Here is a 14,445-nt window from a genome sequence, read left to right as displayed (position 1 = left end):
TTTTGTTTTGTTCTTGAAAAAAATAGATATTTCCCATCAGGTGAGACACTCGCTCCACTTTCCTGCTCAGAGGTATTTATTTGATCCCCATGTTAATTGCAAGACACCATGAACCATCTCTCTGTTTAAAACTAATGTAGATATCTGCTTTTCCGTATCCATCTTCTCTGACAACATCCCAAATTAAATAAGACTCATCTGGTGCTATGAATGGATGAGCAATGTATTTTCCTATATTAATCTTTGTGCTCAATTTCATTGGTTTTTCATTTTTATCACCAAAAAAGTGAATAGCACCATTTATACCATTATCTTCTTTTCTATAAACAGTAAAGTAATAGTTTCCTTCAGCAGAAAGTGACATGCCATGTGCCATATCTTTTAAGAATTCACCCTGACTTTTGGGTTCAGACCAACCCTTTTCCGTTCGTTCTCTATACGTTTTACCAACATACATCCTTTTGCCATCAACTGAGAATTGTGGCCATTTTATGTAAGTTTCAGATTCTTCACCCCAACGATTATTTTCATATCGAATAGCAAAAAATGTACGTTTTTTATATTTCCCATTTTTCCTAGTAAAATAGAATTCCTTCATATCCGGTGAAAATGTACCACCCTCGAATCTCCCTTCTGGAGATACTATTTTTGGATCAAAAAGTTTAGGAATTAGCATAGGAGGTTTTTCATTAAAATAAATAGATTCTACGGTAGGTGAATTATTGATGTATGATTTCTCATTATTAGTTTTACCAACTTCTAAGATCGAGTCTATGTTTTTCAATAAATTTTCTTTTATAGCTTTGAATTCTACCCAATAAATATCACCTTTATCATCTTCACCTCTATGGAAAAACAAATACTTGCCATCAGGTGATACACTTGCCGCCATTTCAGTTTGATCTGTATTTATTTTTGATCCCAAGTTATGAGGTTCTGTCCATACACCATTTTTATTAAAGCTGATATACAAATCACTTTTACCAAACCCAAGGTCACTCTTAAAATCATAAATCATGTAACTTTCGTCTGGAGCTATGTATGAATGAGCAATCCATTTGCCCTTTGCGTTTATCTCTTTACCCATTCTATCAATACTTTTGTATTGACCATCTTCTTTGATTGACTTGTAAATAACCCAATCTTCAGGAGCATCTCCCTTCTCTCCAGTTGTGAAATATAAATTCTCATTTTCCGCAGACGTTAAATACATAGTAATAGTTTTATCTACAAATGGTTTCTCCAAGGGAATTGGTGAACTCCAGCCTTCGGTACTTTTCTTACTATACCATTGGCGTAATCCAAATGATTTGATTGTATTATTAAGAGGCCTTGTACTACCAAAATATAGTTTATCTCCTTTTGGATTGATATGCGGTTCAAAATCCCATCCTTCAGTTGCTGTAAAAAAAGCTGGTTTTGGGTTGGACCACTTATCATCAACTAATTTCATGGTATAAATTTTATTGTCTTCTTCTGGTTTTCTACGTGTAAAAAAGAGCTCGTCCATTTCTGGGGTAAACGTGATAGCAAACTCATAGTTATTTGTAGAGACAATTCCTTTTGCAAAAAGTTGGGGGACATCAGTTGGAATGTTTGCATCTAATAGCGTGAGGTTAGATGGTGTTTCTTTACTGCAAGAAAAGAAGATCAAGATTAAGATTGTAACGTAAGGTGCTTTCATGAGTTCAGTTTTGTAAACAATACATTTTTAGCTCTACTGCTAGATTTTTCATTTTTTTATGAGTTTCTTCAAATAAGCTTATAGCTTGTTATTTTCTTCTAAGTTTTTCACTATTAATAGAAGACTTGAAAAAAAGTAGTGTTAACAGTATGAAAGCAAATCCAAATCCCACAACACCAATATTGATACCCAAGATTGTTTTTTCACTTCCATCTAAATACTTCATTGAGCCGCCATAAAAATTTTGCAATGCATAAGCCAATAAAAAACCACCAGTCACAAGCATACTCAACACAGCACTAGATTTCAACTCATTTTTCACCCAAACTAACCAAAGACAGAATATGCCTATTGTGGAATTGGTAATAAGTTGCCATACTTCATGGATACGAACATGAGGTGTCCAATCTGGATTAAACACATGGGTTGTATTAATTTCCAAAAAAGGAACGACAATCGCGTAAAGACTGACAGTAAATGTGATTATTATTTTTTTCATTTCATTAATTGTGTTTGTACAATTTTTCAGTTGCCTTTTTTAGTTCAGCGTTTGGTAAAAAATGATCTGCTATAGTTAAAATAGCATGTATGTTATATCGTGATCTATCTAGCTTTATTTCTTCTGGACTTATGGATGTCTGCAACAAAAGAAGTGCCATTTCTGCTAAAAGTATACGTTGCTTTTCTAACCACTCTTCATCTTCTTGTTTAGCGGAATTATTTAAATAGCTATTTTCAACTACATTGTGTAGCTCCCAACTTTTAGTTATCATATTTAATCTCCCTTCTTTGGTCATTATTTTTGTTTATTATGAAAAAATCTATTCTTTTATATAATTCCATCTATTACCACCTTGCTCAAAAATCATTTCTTTTCCATCATCTGAAAAAGTAAACGATATTGATTCGGCATACATTTGCTCTAAAACAAACCGATTTTTCCCTTTATAAATTAAAGGAGCTTTAAATTCGTTTTTTATAAAATTAGTTAGCGTATTATTTTCTTGAATAAATACAGATTTGTCATTAGGATCTTTTTGAGAAATATAAACTCCAACAAAATTTTTCAATTCACTTTCTGATATTTTTACAGGTGCATCTCCAAGAAATAATTTTAATATTTCAGTATATATTTCATTAATATCGATTTTTGAACCGTTTGACATTAATGTAAAAGATAATTCCTCTTCAGAAAAATAAATTGAGGTCGCTCTAAATTCATCTATACGTCCACGATGCCCAAATCCCTTTATGTCATTGGTTGTATACCTAAAAAGTCCCATTCCATATCTATCTTTAATAGTTTTCATTAATGTTAGATTTTCTGCTGAGAGTACTTTTCCAGTAAGCAAGCTTTCAAAAAAAATAGTTAAATCTTTTGGTGTTGAAACTATTGAGCCGGTTCCTTTCGCAGTAGATAAATCAGTCTCAGGAAATTCAATCCATTTTTCATCAAACCTGTAAGAATAGGATTCATTATCATATATATTAATTTCTTTTCCTGAGTATGTATTGTTTAAGTTGAGTGGCTTACAAATTTTTTCTTGTAAAAGGTTTTCATAAGAATCATTATAAATTTTCTCTAGGATTAACGCCAATAAAAAATAATTAGAATTACTATATTCTCCTTTGGTATTTGGTTCAAAGTCACTTTCATACTTAGAAATTTTAAGTAACATTTCTTTAGATGATATATACATAGTACGATTGTCAAAAAACCATTTATCTTTTGTAAAACTGTGAATTCCACTTCTGTGCTGCAATAAATGAGCAATGGTAATCTTGTTTGCATTTTTCACATTTGGAAAATAGTGCTCTATCGTCTCCATTAACTTTAGTTTGTTTTCTTCTATAGCCTTAAAAATTAGTGTTGCTGTAAATGTTTTAGTGACAGAACCTATACGGTATTTTGTGTCTGAACTCGCTTTCTTTTTTGCTTTAAAATCGCTAAAACCAACTGTGTTTTCATATACTGTTTTTCCATTTTTAGATAGTATAATACTTCCCATGAACTCATCATTTTTATGATATGTGTTTAACAAGCTGTCGATTTTAACTTGATAGTTATTAGGCGCTTTCTCATTTATTGTATGAGTTGATTTTTTATTTTCTTTACAAGAAAATAGTAGTGTGATGAATACTAATATTAGTAAGGTTTGTTTTTTCATTTTTTTTATTTCTGATTTAATCTCATTACGGATTTGGCCATCTTGTCCAAATAATCCTGTTTCGTTTGCTGCATTATAAACTTGTTGCAATAGCTCCTCTGGCGTTTTTATGGTAATAAGTTTTTCTTAGCAATCAATTATAAAGTGTTGCAAAGTTTATTGAGGTTAAAAAACAACTTAGTTGTTCTCTAATCTGTTTATCTGCTTTTCTAAGGCTGCTTCTTGTCCTAGTTTTAATTTTTTTGAAAGCGTAATAGCCAGTTTGTAGGTTTCTATTGCTTTGTTTTTTTGATTTGTTTGTTCGTAAAGTTTGGCCAAATTAGTCATAAGCCCAATATATTTAGGGTAGGCTGCTACGGCTCTATTAAACACTACAATCGCACCCAATTTGTTTTCTTCTTTGAGTAATTTTAACGCTATGTCTACATAATTACTTAAGGGTCTTCTCGCTTGTGGCCCATATTTATTTATAAGCTCCCGTTCTCCTTTTAAAAAGGCATCGTCGCTATAGTGGCTAAGTAATTCTTCGTCAGCTATTAAGTCCGAAAACACATACTTTAAGCCGTAATAATTAAGCAATAATCTAGAGGTGTCATGGTCTTCATCTCCAACTTCTTCATGTTTCCATCGTAGAATTTTTGGAGTATTCTCTTCTATAACTTGAACATATCGTTTTAGTTCTTGTCGCATTCCCCAACCATCTCCACCTCCAATTCCAAAATAAATGGCTTTATCTAAATTAGAATTTGATTTAAAAAAGGTTTTCGCTTTTGCTGTCATTTCTTCTTTATTCCACCAAAGTGCAGGAGCCTGAATAATGAATGCATCAAAAATATCTGGCTTTTCCATAAGCGTATAAGTGCTAAATAAACCACCAAACGAATGGCCTTCTAAAAGACGGTATGGATGCGTTCTAAAGTTCGATTCTACATAAGGAATTAATTCTTCCTCTAAAAACTGAAGAAATTTAGGTGCACCACCACTTTGTGATATACCGGACTCACCTACACCTCCATAAACACCTTGGCCTGCTTTTGAGGGCGTTAAATCTCTTGATCTATCTAAACTTTCTATAGCCACAATAATCATTGGGGGAATAATTCCTGATTCTGTTAATAATTCTACAGTACCAACTTGATGTTTTATGTTACCCAACCCATCCAAAAGATAAAGAACAGGGTAATTGGCTTCACCCTCTTTGTATCCCTTTGGTAATGAAATAATAATTGGTCGGTCTTCTTGTAAAATTTCAGATTTTAAGATGTAATGTGTTCCTAAACCTAAAAGCTGATTGTCTTCGGTTACATCTATTTTGTCTGCTATTTGTGCATAAGCAATAAGTTGAAAGAAGATTACAGAAAGTAGGGCAATCGAAATTTTGATTGATTTAAAGTTCATTTATTAAATGTTTTATAATGAAGCCATTCTCTAATAATAATGTTACCGATTTAATTAATTAAAACTATTGTTATTCCTTAATAATCCAATTTAATGCTGTGTTTATTTTTTTGATGTTCTAGCCTATAAAAAATTAGTATTAGAAATATAAAACTGATTCCAAACCCAAGAACACCGATATTGATGCCCAGAATAGCTTTCTCACTATCATCTAAATATTTCATAGAACCTCCATATACATCTTGTATACAATAAGCGATTAAGACCCCACCAGTAACAAGCATACTCAACACTATACTAGTTCTCAACTCATTTTTTACCCAAACCAACCATAGGCATAGTATACCTATGGAGGAGTTGGTGATAAGTTGCCATACTTCATGAATTTTGGCATGTGGCGTCCAATCTGGATTAAATACATGGGTGTTGTTAATCTCTAAAAATGGCACGGCTACAGAATAAAGAAGAATGACAAGAGATATTGTGGCTCTCTTTGTCTTCATTTTAATTATTTTAATTCCAAATACCAGTGGCAGCAGTTTCCTTTGCATAGGTTTCAAAATCTTTGGCAGGTCTGCCCAAGACTTTGGCCACATCTTCAGAAACCTCTTGGTTTTCTGGATTACCTAAAACCTCTTTAAATAAATACCCAAATAGCCAAACATAAGAATCCGGTAATCCTGCTTGGCGCATACCTTCTTTAAACTCATCAATAGAAATAGGGATATATTGAATGGGTTTGTCAATGGATTCAGACATGATGTCTACAATTTCCTTAAATGTTCTTTTTTGAGGACCTGTTACAGTTATTGTTTTTCCCTTAAAAGTATCATCTATCAATACTTTGGAAACCACATCTGCAATATCATCAGCATCTACAAACGGAATTTCAGCTTCTGGCATCGGAAGGGCTACTGTACCATTTTTCACAAATTCTAAAAAAGCACCTTCACTAAAATTTTGATTGAACCACGACGCTCTAACCAAGGTGTAATTTAAGCCTGAATTGGCAACGATATCTTCACAAGCTTCAGCTTCGGTTTCTCCTTTACCCGATAGTAAGACTACTTTTTCTAAACCAGCTTCCAAGGCTTTTTCGGTCAAAGCTGTTATGGCATCTCTTGCTCCAGGGACAGCTAAATCAGGATAATACACGATGTAAGCTCTATCCATATCTTTTAATGCCTCAGCATAAGTTTCAGGGTTACTCCAATCAAAAGCTGGATTAGTTTTTCTTCCCACTACACGAACTTTATGGCCGGTTTGCGTTAAATTTTGGGCTACTCTGCGACCGGTTTTACCAGTTCCTCCGATAATTAAAATGTTTTCAGTTTTCATGTTTTCAGTTTTTAAATTGATATTATTTATGCTTTAAATTCCTGAAGCTTTTTTAGTTTACTTTTTTTAATTAATCCCTTTATGAGTCCAATAAACCAGGGGACACCATACCCATTTTTATGCAGATGCTCTCCACCAAATTGATAAATAGCAGGATTCCCTTTGATACCATGACCATCGAGCAAGCGATTGTAAAAATTGAAAAGACAACCGACAAGGATAACTTCATGTAGGTCTTCTTCGCTCCATCCTGCTTTGAATACGTCATCAGCATCTTCTTGAGTAAGCTTGCTAGCCGATAGCGTTAATTTTTTTAGATATTTAAAAAGTAGTTTTTCCTTATGATTTACAGGAGAAGTGTCAACATCTTCTACCAATGCTTCAATTAGTTTCGTAGAAACTCCAAAGTTTTTTGCTACAGCTACATGAGACCCATAACAAAAACTACAGGCGTTAAGCCCCGAAACGTAGGCTGCAAAAAGCTCCTTTTGGGCATAAGTAAAGTTTGATTTTCCACGCATGATTCGTTGCGAGGCTTTGTCTAACGGACCTAATCTTTTGCGGTCGTTCCACGTGATATCTGTAATGTCTGATAACTCGTCTAAATGTTTAAAAAACGGCATGATATTATTTTTTTATTAAGTTTTTTTATTGCCAACTTTGATATACCAAAACAGCACTGCTATGATTAAAAATTCGAAACCAATGATCCAGAACCCTATATCTGTAAAAAATTGATAATAGCTACCACCATTAGGGATTACAAAAAAGGGAACCGTAATTAAGGCATCTAAAGCAGTTGCTGTTAAAAAGAAAGATTGCCCTACCCAATATCCATGGGTGTTTGTATCTTTTTTGTAATATTGTTTTGCTCCAAACCAAACTAATGGCATAACTGCAATAAAAAGCAGCATGTTAGCTTGTTGCTGTACATCTTCTAAAATCGAGATATAAAAAGAGAGATTATATATATTAACTCCAATAAACCAGATTATAACGCCAATAATTATAGCTCTTAAATGTTTCATGATTGTTCGTTTTTTAATGTTTAGTAAGAAAGCTTCTATGTGATTTTATTTATTGAATAGCAGACCTATAACCAGTAAGACGAATGAGGTAAATGAGCATACGGAACGTATTAAATGCCAGCGGTTCCAAGGTTGCTCAAAGGTTTTTCGTAATTCTGCTAACTCCACGTTAGAAGCAGTTTCTAATACTGTTTTGTCTAATATTTCATTTAGTGGGACATTTTTAAAAATAGTGACCAGACCCACACCTATAAACAACAGAATCGCTGCGACCAAATAAGAAATAAATGTGATCTGGTTAGTGTTTTTGAATACAAAGGCATTTATAAAGAGTAGTAAAAATGGACTCATAAATACCATTATAAAAGTTGGATTAAGGATGGATCTGTTCATCGCTTGAAATGCTTTTAAAAAACCTAGGTCATCTAACCGTCCTAACCCAGGCGTCACAGCGTTGGACCAGGTAAAGCACAATCCTGCGGTTAGTCCAGTAAATAATATACTTAGCATCAATACTGCTATTTTATAATTTAGTTCCATTTTGTTTATTTTTTTTGTTTGATATCCATGTCAAAATGTCTTTATACTCTTCAGAAGTAAGTTTTATTTTTCGGCCTTTAGGCATACGTTTTTTTACAAATACCTGTTTATAAATATCAGGAGCGAAGTCATCCATGTTTTCAATTGTGAATACTCGTCTTTTATTGCGTTTACTGTGGCAAACGTTGCATTTGTTGTCTAGTATTTGAAAAGCTTTTTCACGGGGATTTCGAATTATATAATTTGACACATATAATTCAGCTTGTTCATTATTGCTCTCAATAGATGTATAAGTATCTAGTGAATCAGCTGAAAGCGCTATAAAAATTCCTGTTAAAAGTTTTGCTATAATTACCATCATTAATTTGTTTAATTAATTTGATGGTACAAAGATGCGCAGTGTTCAAAAGAGTATTTTGACACTTAAAGACAAGCTTTTGACATTTTACGCCAAAATGTAACTATTAGTTGTTTTTACGAAATTCTGTTGGGGTTTGGCCCGTCCAATTCTTAAAAGCACGGTTGAATGCACTTTGTTCTGAAAAGCCGGTAAGAAAGGCAATTTCACCAATACTTTGCTCTGTATTATATAACATATTCTTTGCCATGGTTTCCTGTGTTCTTTTAATTAAGTCACGATAGGTCACACCAGCTTCAGAGAGTCTCCTAGTTAGTGTTCGGTTGCTCATGGCCAACAGGTCACTAATATAATGTATACTTGGAATACCTGTGGGCAGTGCATCCTTTATAATAGCTTCAACATCGTTTATAATCTTATGACCAGGTATTTTTATGCCTTTTGTTTTTTCATCAACTTGTTGCAGTAGATAGTTGTTGATGCTTGCATCTGCCTTTGCGGTTCGTAAATTAAGATCGACTGTATTATAACTTATGGAGTATTGTGGTTGGTCAAATAACATAGGGCAATTAAATGCCACTATATGGCTAGAAAGATCTTTGGGCTTTTCATGTTTGAAACATACTTGAATAGGAGAAATATCTTTTTCAGACATGGCTTTGAGTACTACTACTGTTGCAGAAAGACTAGCCTCTGTTGATAGTTCCATCCCTTTTCGATGTGCTTCACGATTGAGTACAATATGAGAAATATTCCCTTCCTTTTTAATTTGCCAATCAAATGTGTTTGATAACAGTTTGAAATAGCGTTCACTACGTTCAAAAATCTCTCCAACTTTTGAGCATGTGCGCCAAGAAAGACCTAAAACGCCATAATCTTCAATAATCATTTTTTGACCAACCCTCACTGGAAAACCACGTCCGAGTTTATCGACAAGAAATTCGTGCAAGGATAAGAACTCTTCTGCAGGTATCACAGATACATTGTCTAGAGCATTAATAGGTGTTGGTAAATGCATGAAATCTTCTCTAGGCATACCTTCTTCGATAGCACAATGAAGAATTTTGATATATAGATTTATAGAGAAGTATTTCATGTGTTTAAAAATACTAAGTTGTTGATTGTAATTTTTTTAAATTATTGCCAGCGTGTTTGTTTAATGAAAGTTGCGTTTAACAACGTTTAAACTTTCCAAAGTTAAATATAGTAAATAAGAAAGCAATGAACAAAATGAAAGCAATAATTAAGCAATTTTTTTACCCATCATTGAACTAATCCTCGTTCCTCGGAAGCCTTTCACTCTTGTTTTAAAAAACGTTAAATTTAGCTTTTAATTAAAAATTTATTATGATGTCTCAAAAAAAAGTAAAACGTAAAATACTGAAATACAAACAATAAAGAAATGGCAATGTGCCCATGAAGGATACTAATGTCTAAACTCAAAAAATGACCCCTAAAATACCCTCTAAAAAGACTAAAAATTTAAAAAAAGCATCATCAATAGCTCTTATGCTATAGAAATATTGAAAACGCTCTCCTTTCCTCAATCACACTACTTTTAAAAACCAAACCCAAACCGTCGTTTTACCCCTTATCCTTAGCAATGGATCAGTCAACAAGGCATATAGCGTTGGCCTATCGGCACGCCATATGCTTAGTTATTGTGTCTGCTTTCGTTAATTTTTTTCAGCTCATTGGTGGTTCAATTTGCAACTTTAATACAAAACTATCTTTTTTCCTATTTATTTTAATTATTTCACAATCTATTATTTCTCCGTCTTTTAATCGGTAAGTGTATTTTTTTGCTGTTGTCCTTAAGTTGGGATAAAACTCTTTTTTGATTGGAACTGTCGCTTTATGTTCTCCTGAAACATAATATTCAGGTTTTCCGCTTTCATTGATTGACACAGTAACTTTTTGGACTGTACCAATCAGTTTTTCCATTTCTCCATTTCTCCATTTTCCTCGCTCAATAATATCTCCAAGTGCAGGTTGATTGTTTTCATTATATCCTTGGAACACAGTTTCAACCTCATTTCCAACTTTCCAATTTTTATAATCAGATTCCTTCAAGAATGTTGATATATGGATTAAACCTAAAATGGAGCCACATTTCCAATTAAAGTGAAGTCCTAAATCCACAAAAAAGCCATACTTTGTTTTTCTTAAGATTATTCCACGGTATTTAGAACCTTTTATTAAGTTCCTGTTTTCAAATTCCTGTTCTTTTGCATCTATTTGAATTGAAATTGGGTTTTCCTCGACTTGATAAATTTTTCCCGAAAAAAAACCGCCAATTAATGAATTAGAAATATTTCTCCAAAATTCAATTGAAGGATATGACCAACCAAAATGGTTAAAAGAAACAAATGCAAATAAGCCACCAACTTTCACCAAAAATCCTTTCTCTTTCGGTTTAACAATTCGGAAAGTCAGTTTTGTTTGATTTTTATAGGCCTCTTTGATATTCAGCAATAAATCTTGAAGATAATCTTTATCATTTTTAGAGTCAAGATAGTATTCAATATTTTCTGCTGTTTTTCCCAATGTTCAGTGGTTTTTTCGTATGTGTGGCAATGTTGTTGTGGATGATTATTGGTGTGTTCAAGCCACTAATTTAGCAAATAGAAACCAAATAGAAAATCCGCAAGGATTTTCGTAAGCAAGCTCGAACTAGCCATTAATTATAAAAGGTGTTGTGCTTTCGTTATTTCAACAACTCTTCATTCAATGTGACGCTTATTTCCTTATTTAGTTTAATTAATTTTTCTAAATTATATATTGCCCAGGTAGTATATAGTCTTAATGTGGCTAAAATTTGGTCAAATTCAATAGATCCATATTGTAATTTCAATCTATCATAATTCACAATATTTGTATTAACAATAGGTGACCATTTATTCTTTTCAAGATTAAATAATACCTTATTATCGTGAAGTCCATGGCGTGAAAAAAAATCTGGTATGATTTCATCTTTAAAGTTGTTAAATCTATTTTTAGCTTGTGAGTTTACTACTTCAATCCTGATTTTTAGATTTAATAAATCTATGATATTATCATTGTTAATTTCCGAAATGGCGGATGCATGTTTATTGGTGACAATCAGATCATATACGTTATGCCATCTTAAACTATTGTAGACAGTGTTAGTAGAGTCATAAGATGCCTTTCCAATGGTTTCGTTATAGATGTGTTCATATGAATCAGAGTTGTATTTGTAATTAGTCAAGGCTTCATTCAATATTTTTTCTTCTTGAGCTAAGTCGACTACGATATTTTTAAAAAGTGATTTTTCTTTAAGATTTATTTTTCTTTCTTCATTCCAATTATTAATTGAAAGTGCGATTAGAATCCCAATAACAACAAGTACAATTTCGCCAATAGCATATTTAAAATACTTTCCAGTTTTATTTTCCATAAGCAAGTTTTGGCGAATTTTTCTAAAGAATTTTATCATTGGTTATCGGTTTCTGGTAATGAAGCACAACAATCATATACCCTCATTGCTGTTATATCGCATATCGTTATAATTGTCACAATTTTTTTTAAATATTTGTCGATCTTTGTAAATGTAGTAAAATCAATTTGATTTTTCCGCTGAGTTTAAAAAGTTGTTTTCTAATGATAGAGTTCTCAAAGCAGAACGAATTTGTAAGATTGCGAATTATTATGATGCACACTCAAACCGCCGTTTTCTTCATATCCTTAGCAATGGATCAGTCAACAAGACATAGTTGGCCTATATCGAAACACGGCACAGGTCGGCACGCCATATGCTTAGTTATTGGCTGTAGGGTTTTATTCAATGATTTTTATTAATTCATAGTTTGTACTTCTTCCTCCAGCTTGTTCTTTTTTTAATATTTCTTTTTTCATTAAATCTTGAATATCTCTCAATGCTGTGTCAGAAGAACATTTGGTTATTTTAGCCCATTTAGAAGATGTCAATTTACCATCAAAACCATCTAATAATTTATTCAACATTAATTTCTGTCTTTCGTTATGAACTACTTTCGCATTTTTATTCCAAAATTTATGTTTGTAAAGAACTTTCTCTAAAACTGTATTTGATGCTTTCAAAGAATTTAATAAACATTCTAAAAACCAAGAAAGCCAATTTGTAATGTCTAGTGTTCCTTGTTGAGTTTTCTCAAGAATATCATAATATTGTTTTCTCTCAATTCTAATTTGTGAAGACATGCTATAATATCTTTGTGCTATTCCATCTGCTCTTGATAATAATAAATCTGTTATAGCTCTTGCAATACGTCCATTTCCATCTTTAAAAGGATGAATCGTAATAAACCATAAATGTCCAATACCAGCTTTTAAAACAGGGTCTATCTTCATATCTGAGTTTAGCCAATTTAGAAATGCTTCCATTTCCTTATCCAAGATATTAGATTTAGGAGCTTCGAAATGAACTTTTTCTTTTCCTAATGCTCCTGAAACAACTTGCATTGGTCCTGTTGAATCTTCTCTCCAATTACCAATTAATATTTTATACATTCCACTTCGTCCAGTTGGAAACAATGAATAATGCCAATTAAACAATCTTTCTTTAGTTAATTTGGATTCGAAATTTTGAGTTGCATCTATTAACATATCTACAACACCGTCTACATTTCTTTCTGAAAAAACAGAGTTTTCAATTTCCATTCCTAAACGTCTTGCGACTGATGAACGTACTTGTCCAGGATTTAATATTTCTCCTTCTATTTCTGTGGATTTTATTACATCAAGCGTTAAAGTTTCAAGTACAGCTTCGTTTTTTAAGTCGAAACCAAGAGTTTCCATTTTACCAATTATTTTTCCTTGTAAATTTCTGACTTCTCCTAATAGAGTTAGGATTTCTTCATTATTCCAATTAAAATTAGGCCAATCTTCTTTTTGATGTATAAATGGTTTCATTATCCGCTTATTATGCGGTAAATATAAATCTTATTTATCGCATATGAGAAATAAACTCACTATTTATTGCGGTGATTATGGTGTTTTTTTCACGGTACTCGAGTGATTTTACCTTACACACAAAACCTAGGCTATGATTTCGTTGTGGGAAACGACGTAGACTTTTCCACTTATGAAATCAGGCCGTTTGATGGTTTCTATTTCAGTTTTTGGCATAATGCACAATGAATTATAGCCATTATTGTGTGCCGTTCTAATTTAATTTCACTCATTACTAGGTCTTATCCCAAAAATTAGCAAATAACCAATCATCCAAAATTCTCCAATGGTTGCAGGTAGAATAAGTAGTCTATTGAAGCTAAAATCAATTCCTGCGTAGCGGATAGCGGTGGAAATTAGATAGCCTATTCCCCCTAAAATAATAACTCTCCCTAACCAGATAGGCATCCTTTTAGATTTGATGACTATGAAACCCATAGGAAACAGCCAAAGCCCAAAGAAAAGACCACCAATACCCCAAGCATTTGAAATTATATTTTGAAAAACCTCAATTAGTACAACTTTATCTTCCATAGTACTTATGTCAGAATTGGCAACACCTATTGCAGAGGCGATTGAAATTGCACTTATCATAATGACTAAAGCATTCACCATTCCCCATATACCTAGAGTCCAAGCTTCCCATTCATAATTATCTTTAAATAATTTGAAAAACCAAACTGCGGTAAGTGCTTGAGATATTACGATAGCAAACTCTAACAGCAACCTAATTCTTGCAGTAGATTCTAATTCTATTAAATTCGTTAGCGTTTGTTCAGGATTACTAGAAACAAATATTTGAGAATGAAAGACCATAAACCCTAAAATACCTGAAATGGCCATCATTAAATACCACACGCCAGTTGTTCTTGCAGAAGAGATCAATTGTTTATCTTTTATGTTCATGATAGATAGTTTTAAATTTGCAATATAGCTTTATTGCCAATAAGTCATTGTCCTTATTTTTATTGTTTTTCATCT

16 protein-coding genes are annotated in these 14,445 nt (G+C 32.7%); all 16 read right to left on the bottom strand.

Going from position 1 to position 14,445, the window contains the following annotated elements:
• Positions 1-76: 76 nt before the first annotated feature.
• Positions 77-1,684, bottom strand: a complete 1,608-nt coding sequence (locus K8354_RS04380) for a TolB-like translocation protein (RefSeq protein WP_223445678.1) — start codon at positions 1,682-1,684, stop codon at positions 77-79.
• 88 nt (positions 1,685-1,772) lie between these two features.
• On the bottom strand, positions 1,773-2,183 hold the full coding sequence (locus tag K8354_RS04375; RefSeq protein ID WP_223445677.1) for a hypothetical protein: 411 nt from the start codon (positions 2,181-2,183) through the stop codon (positions 1,773-1,775).
• Between the two features lie 4 nt (positions 2,184-2,187).
• A complete protein-coding gene (locus tag K8354_RS04370) occupies positions 2,188-2,481 on the bottom strand; it encodes a hypothetical protein (RefSeq protein WP_223445676.1) in 294 nt (97 codons plus the stop codon).
• 24 nt (positions 2,482-2,505) lie between these two features.
• Entirely contained in the window at positions 2,506-3,852 is a 1,347-nt protein-coding gene (locus K8354_RS04365) for a serine hydrolase domain-containing protein (RefSeq protein WP_223445675.1), read from the bottom strand.
• 177 nt (positions 3,853-4,029) lie between these two features.
• The gene (locus tag K8354_RS04360; RefSeq protein WP_223445674.1) at positions 4,030-5,250 is read right to left on the bottom strand and encodes an alpha/beta hydrolase-fold protein; all 1,221 of its coding nucleotides are present in this window, start codon (positions 5,248-5,250) and stop codon (positions 4,030-4,032) included.
• A gap of 77 nt (positions 5,251-5,327) precedes the next feature.
• Positions 5,328-5,753, bottom strand: coding sequence for a hypothetical protein (locus K8354_RS04355; protein ID WP_223445673.1), 426 nt, complete (start codon positions 5,751-5,753; stop codon positions 5,328-5,330).
• A 10-nt stretch (positions 5,754-5,763) separates the two neighbouring features.
• On the bottom strand, positions 5,764-6,588 hold the full coding sequence (locus K8354_RS04350) for an NmrA family NAD(P)-binding protein (RefSeq protein ID WP_223445672.1): 825 nt from the start codon (positions 6,586-6,588) through the stop codon (positions 5,764-5,766).
• Positions 6,589-6,614: 26 nt separating this feature from the next.
• Positions 6,615-7,211, bottom strand: coding sequence for a carboxymuconolactone decarboxylase family protein (locus K8354_RS04345; RefSeq protein WP_223445670.1), 597 nt, complete (start codon positions 7,209-7,211; stop codon positions 6,615-6,617).
• A 15-nt stretch (positions 7,212-7,226) separates the two neighbouring features.
• Positions 7,227-7,616 (bottom strand): DUF5367 family protein, encoded by a 390-nt coding sequence (locus tag K8354_RS04340; RefSeq protein WP_223445668.1) that lies wholly within the window; start codon positions 7,614-7,616, stop codon positions 7,227-7,229.
• 45 nt (positions 7,617-7,661) lie between these two features.
• Positions 7,662-8,156 (bottom strand): anthrone oxygenase family protein, encoded by a 495-nt coding sequence (locus K8354_RS04335; protein WP_223445666.1) that lies wholly within the window; start codon positions 8,154-8,156, stop codon positions 7,662-7,664.
• Complete coding sequence (locus K8354_RS04330) at positions 8,140-8,514, bottom strand: hypothetical protein (RefSeq protein WP_223445665.1); 375 nt, start codon at positions 8,512-8,514, stop codon at positions 8,140-8,142. The genes K8354_RS04335 and K8354_RS04330 overlap by 17 nt, the downstream gene beginning before the upstream one ends.
• A 106-nt stretch (positions 8,515-8,620) precedes the next feature.
• Entirely contained in the window at positions 8,621-9,610 is a 990-nt protein-coding gene (locus K8354_RS04325; RefSeq protein ID WP_223445664.1) for an AraC family transcriptional regulator, read from the bottom strand.
• Positions 9,611-10,200: 590 nt separating this feature from the next.
• Positions 10,201-11,061 (bottom strand): hypothetical protein, encoded by an 861-nt coding sequence (locus K8354_RS04320; protein WP_223445663.1) that lies wholly within the window; start codon positions 11,059-11,061, stop codon positions 10,201-10,203.
• Between the two features lie 160 nt (positions 11,062-11,221).
• A complete protein-coding gene (locus K8354_RS04315; RefSeq protein ID WP_223445662.1) occupies positions 11,222-11,932 on the bottom strand; it encodes a DUF6090 family protein in 711 nt (236 codons plus the stop codon).
• Between the two features lie 380 nt (positions 11,933-12,312).
• Entirely contained in the window at positions 12,313-13,425 is a 1,113-nt protein-coding gene (locus K8354_RS04310; RefSeq protein ID WP_223445661.1) for a Fic family protein, read from the bottom strand.
• A gap of 264 nt (positions 13,426-13,689) precedes the next feature.
• The gene (locus K8354_RS04305; RefSeq protein ID WP_223445660.1) at positions 13,690-14,370 is read right to left on the bottom strand and encodes a DUF4386 domain-containing protein; all 681 of its coding nucleotides are present in this window, start codon (positions 14,368-14,370) and stop codon (positions 13,690-13,692) included.
• Between the last annotated feature and the right edge of the window lie 75 nt (positions 14,371-14,445).

Origin of the sequence: Polaribacter litorisediminis, from assembly GCF_019968605.1 — a bacterium.
GTDB lineage: Bacteria > Bacteroidota > Bacteroidia > Flavobacteriales > Flavobacteriaceae > Polaribacter > Polaribacter litorisediminis.
This window is presented reverse-complemented; position numbering and strand designations above follow the sequence as displayed.

Excerpts from the sequence above, each read along its gene's own strand:
- K8354_RS04370 (WP_223445676.1), bottom strand. The coding sequence starts at position 2,481 with ATGACCAAAGAAGGGAGATTAAATATGATAACTAAAAGTTGGGAGCTA.
- K8354_RS04335 (WP_223445666.1), bottom strand. The coding sequence starts at position 8,156 with ATGGAACTAAATTATAAAATAGCAGTATTGATGCTAAGTATATTATTT.
- K8354_RS04380 (WP_223445678.1), bottom strand. The coding sequence starts at position 1,684 with ATGAAAGCACCTTACGTTACAATCTTAATCTTGATCTTCTTTTCTTGC.
- K8354_RS04350 (WP_223445672.1), bottom strand. The coding sequence starts at position 6,588 with ATGAAAACTGAAAACATTTTAATTATCGGAGGAACTGGTAAAACCGGT.
- K8354_RS04360 (WP_223445674.1), bottom strand. The coding sequence starts at position 5,250 with ATGAACTTTAAATCAATCAAAATTTCGATTGCCCTACTTTCTGTAATC.
- K8354_RS04355 (WP_223445673.1), bottom strand. The coding sequence starts at position 5,753 with ATGAAGACAAAGAGAGCCACAATATCTCTTGTCATTCTTCTTTATTCT.
- K8354_RS04345 (WP_223445670.1), bottom strand. The coding sequence starts at position 7,211 with ATGCCGTTTTTTAAACATTTAGACGAGTTATCAGACATTACAGATATC.
- K8354_RS04305 (WP_223445660.1), bottom strand. The coding sequence starts at position 14,370 with ATGAACATAAAAGATAAACAATTGATCTCTTCTGCAAGAACAACTGGC.
- K8354_RS04315 (WP_223445662.1), bottom strand. The coding sequence starts at position 11,932 with ATGGAAAATAAAACTGGAAAGTATTTTAAATATGCTATTGGCGAAATT.
- K8354_RS04330 (WP_223445665.1), bottom strand. The coding sequence starts at position 8,514 with ATGGTAATTATAGCAAAACTTTTAACAGGAATTTTTATAGCGCTTTCA.
- K8354_RS04340 (WP_223445668.1), bottom strand. The coding sequence starts at position 7,616 with ATGAAACATTTAAGAGCTATAATTATTGGCGTTATAATCTGGTTTATT.
- K8354_RS04365 (WP_223445675.1), bottom strand. The coding sequence starts at position 3,852 with ATGAAAAAACAAACCTTACTAATATTAGTATTCATCACACTACTATTT.
- K8354_RS04325 (WP_223445664.1), bottom strand. The coding sequence starts at position 9,610 with ATGAAATACTTCTCTATAAATCTATATATCAAAATTCTTCATTGTGCT.
- K8354_RS04310 (WP_223445661.1), bottom strand. The coding sequence starts at position 13,425 with ATGAAACCATTTATACATCAAAAAGAAGATTGGCCTAATTTTAATTGG.
- K8354_RS04375 (WP_223445677.1), bottom strand. The coding sequence starts at position 2,183 with ATGAAAAAAATAATAATCACATTTACTGTCAGTCTTTACGCGATTGTC.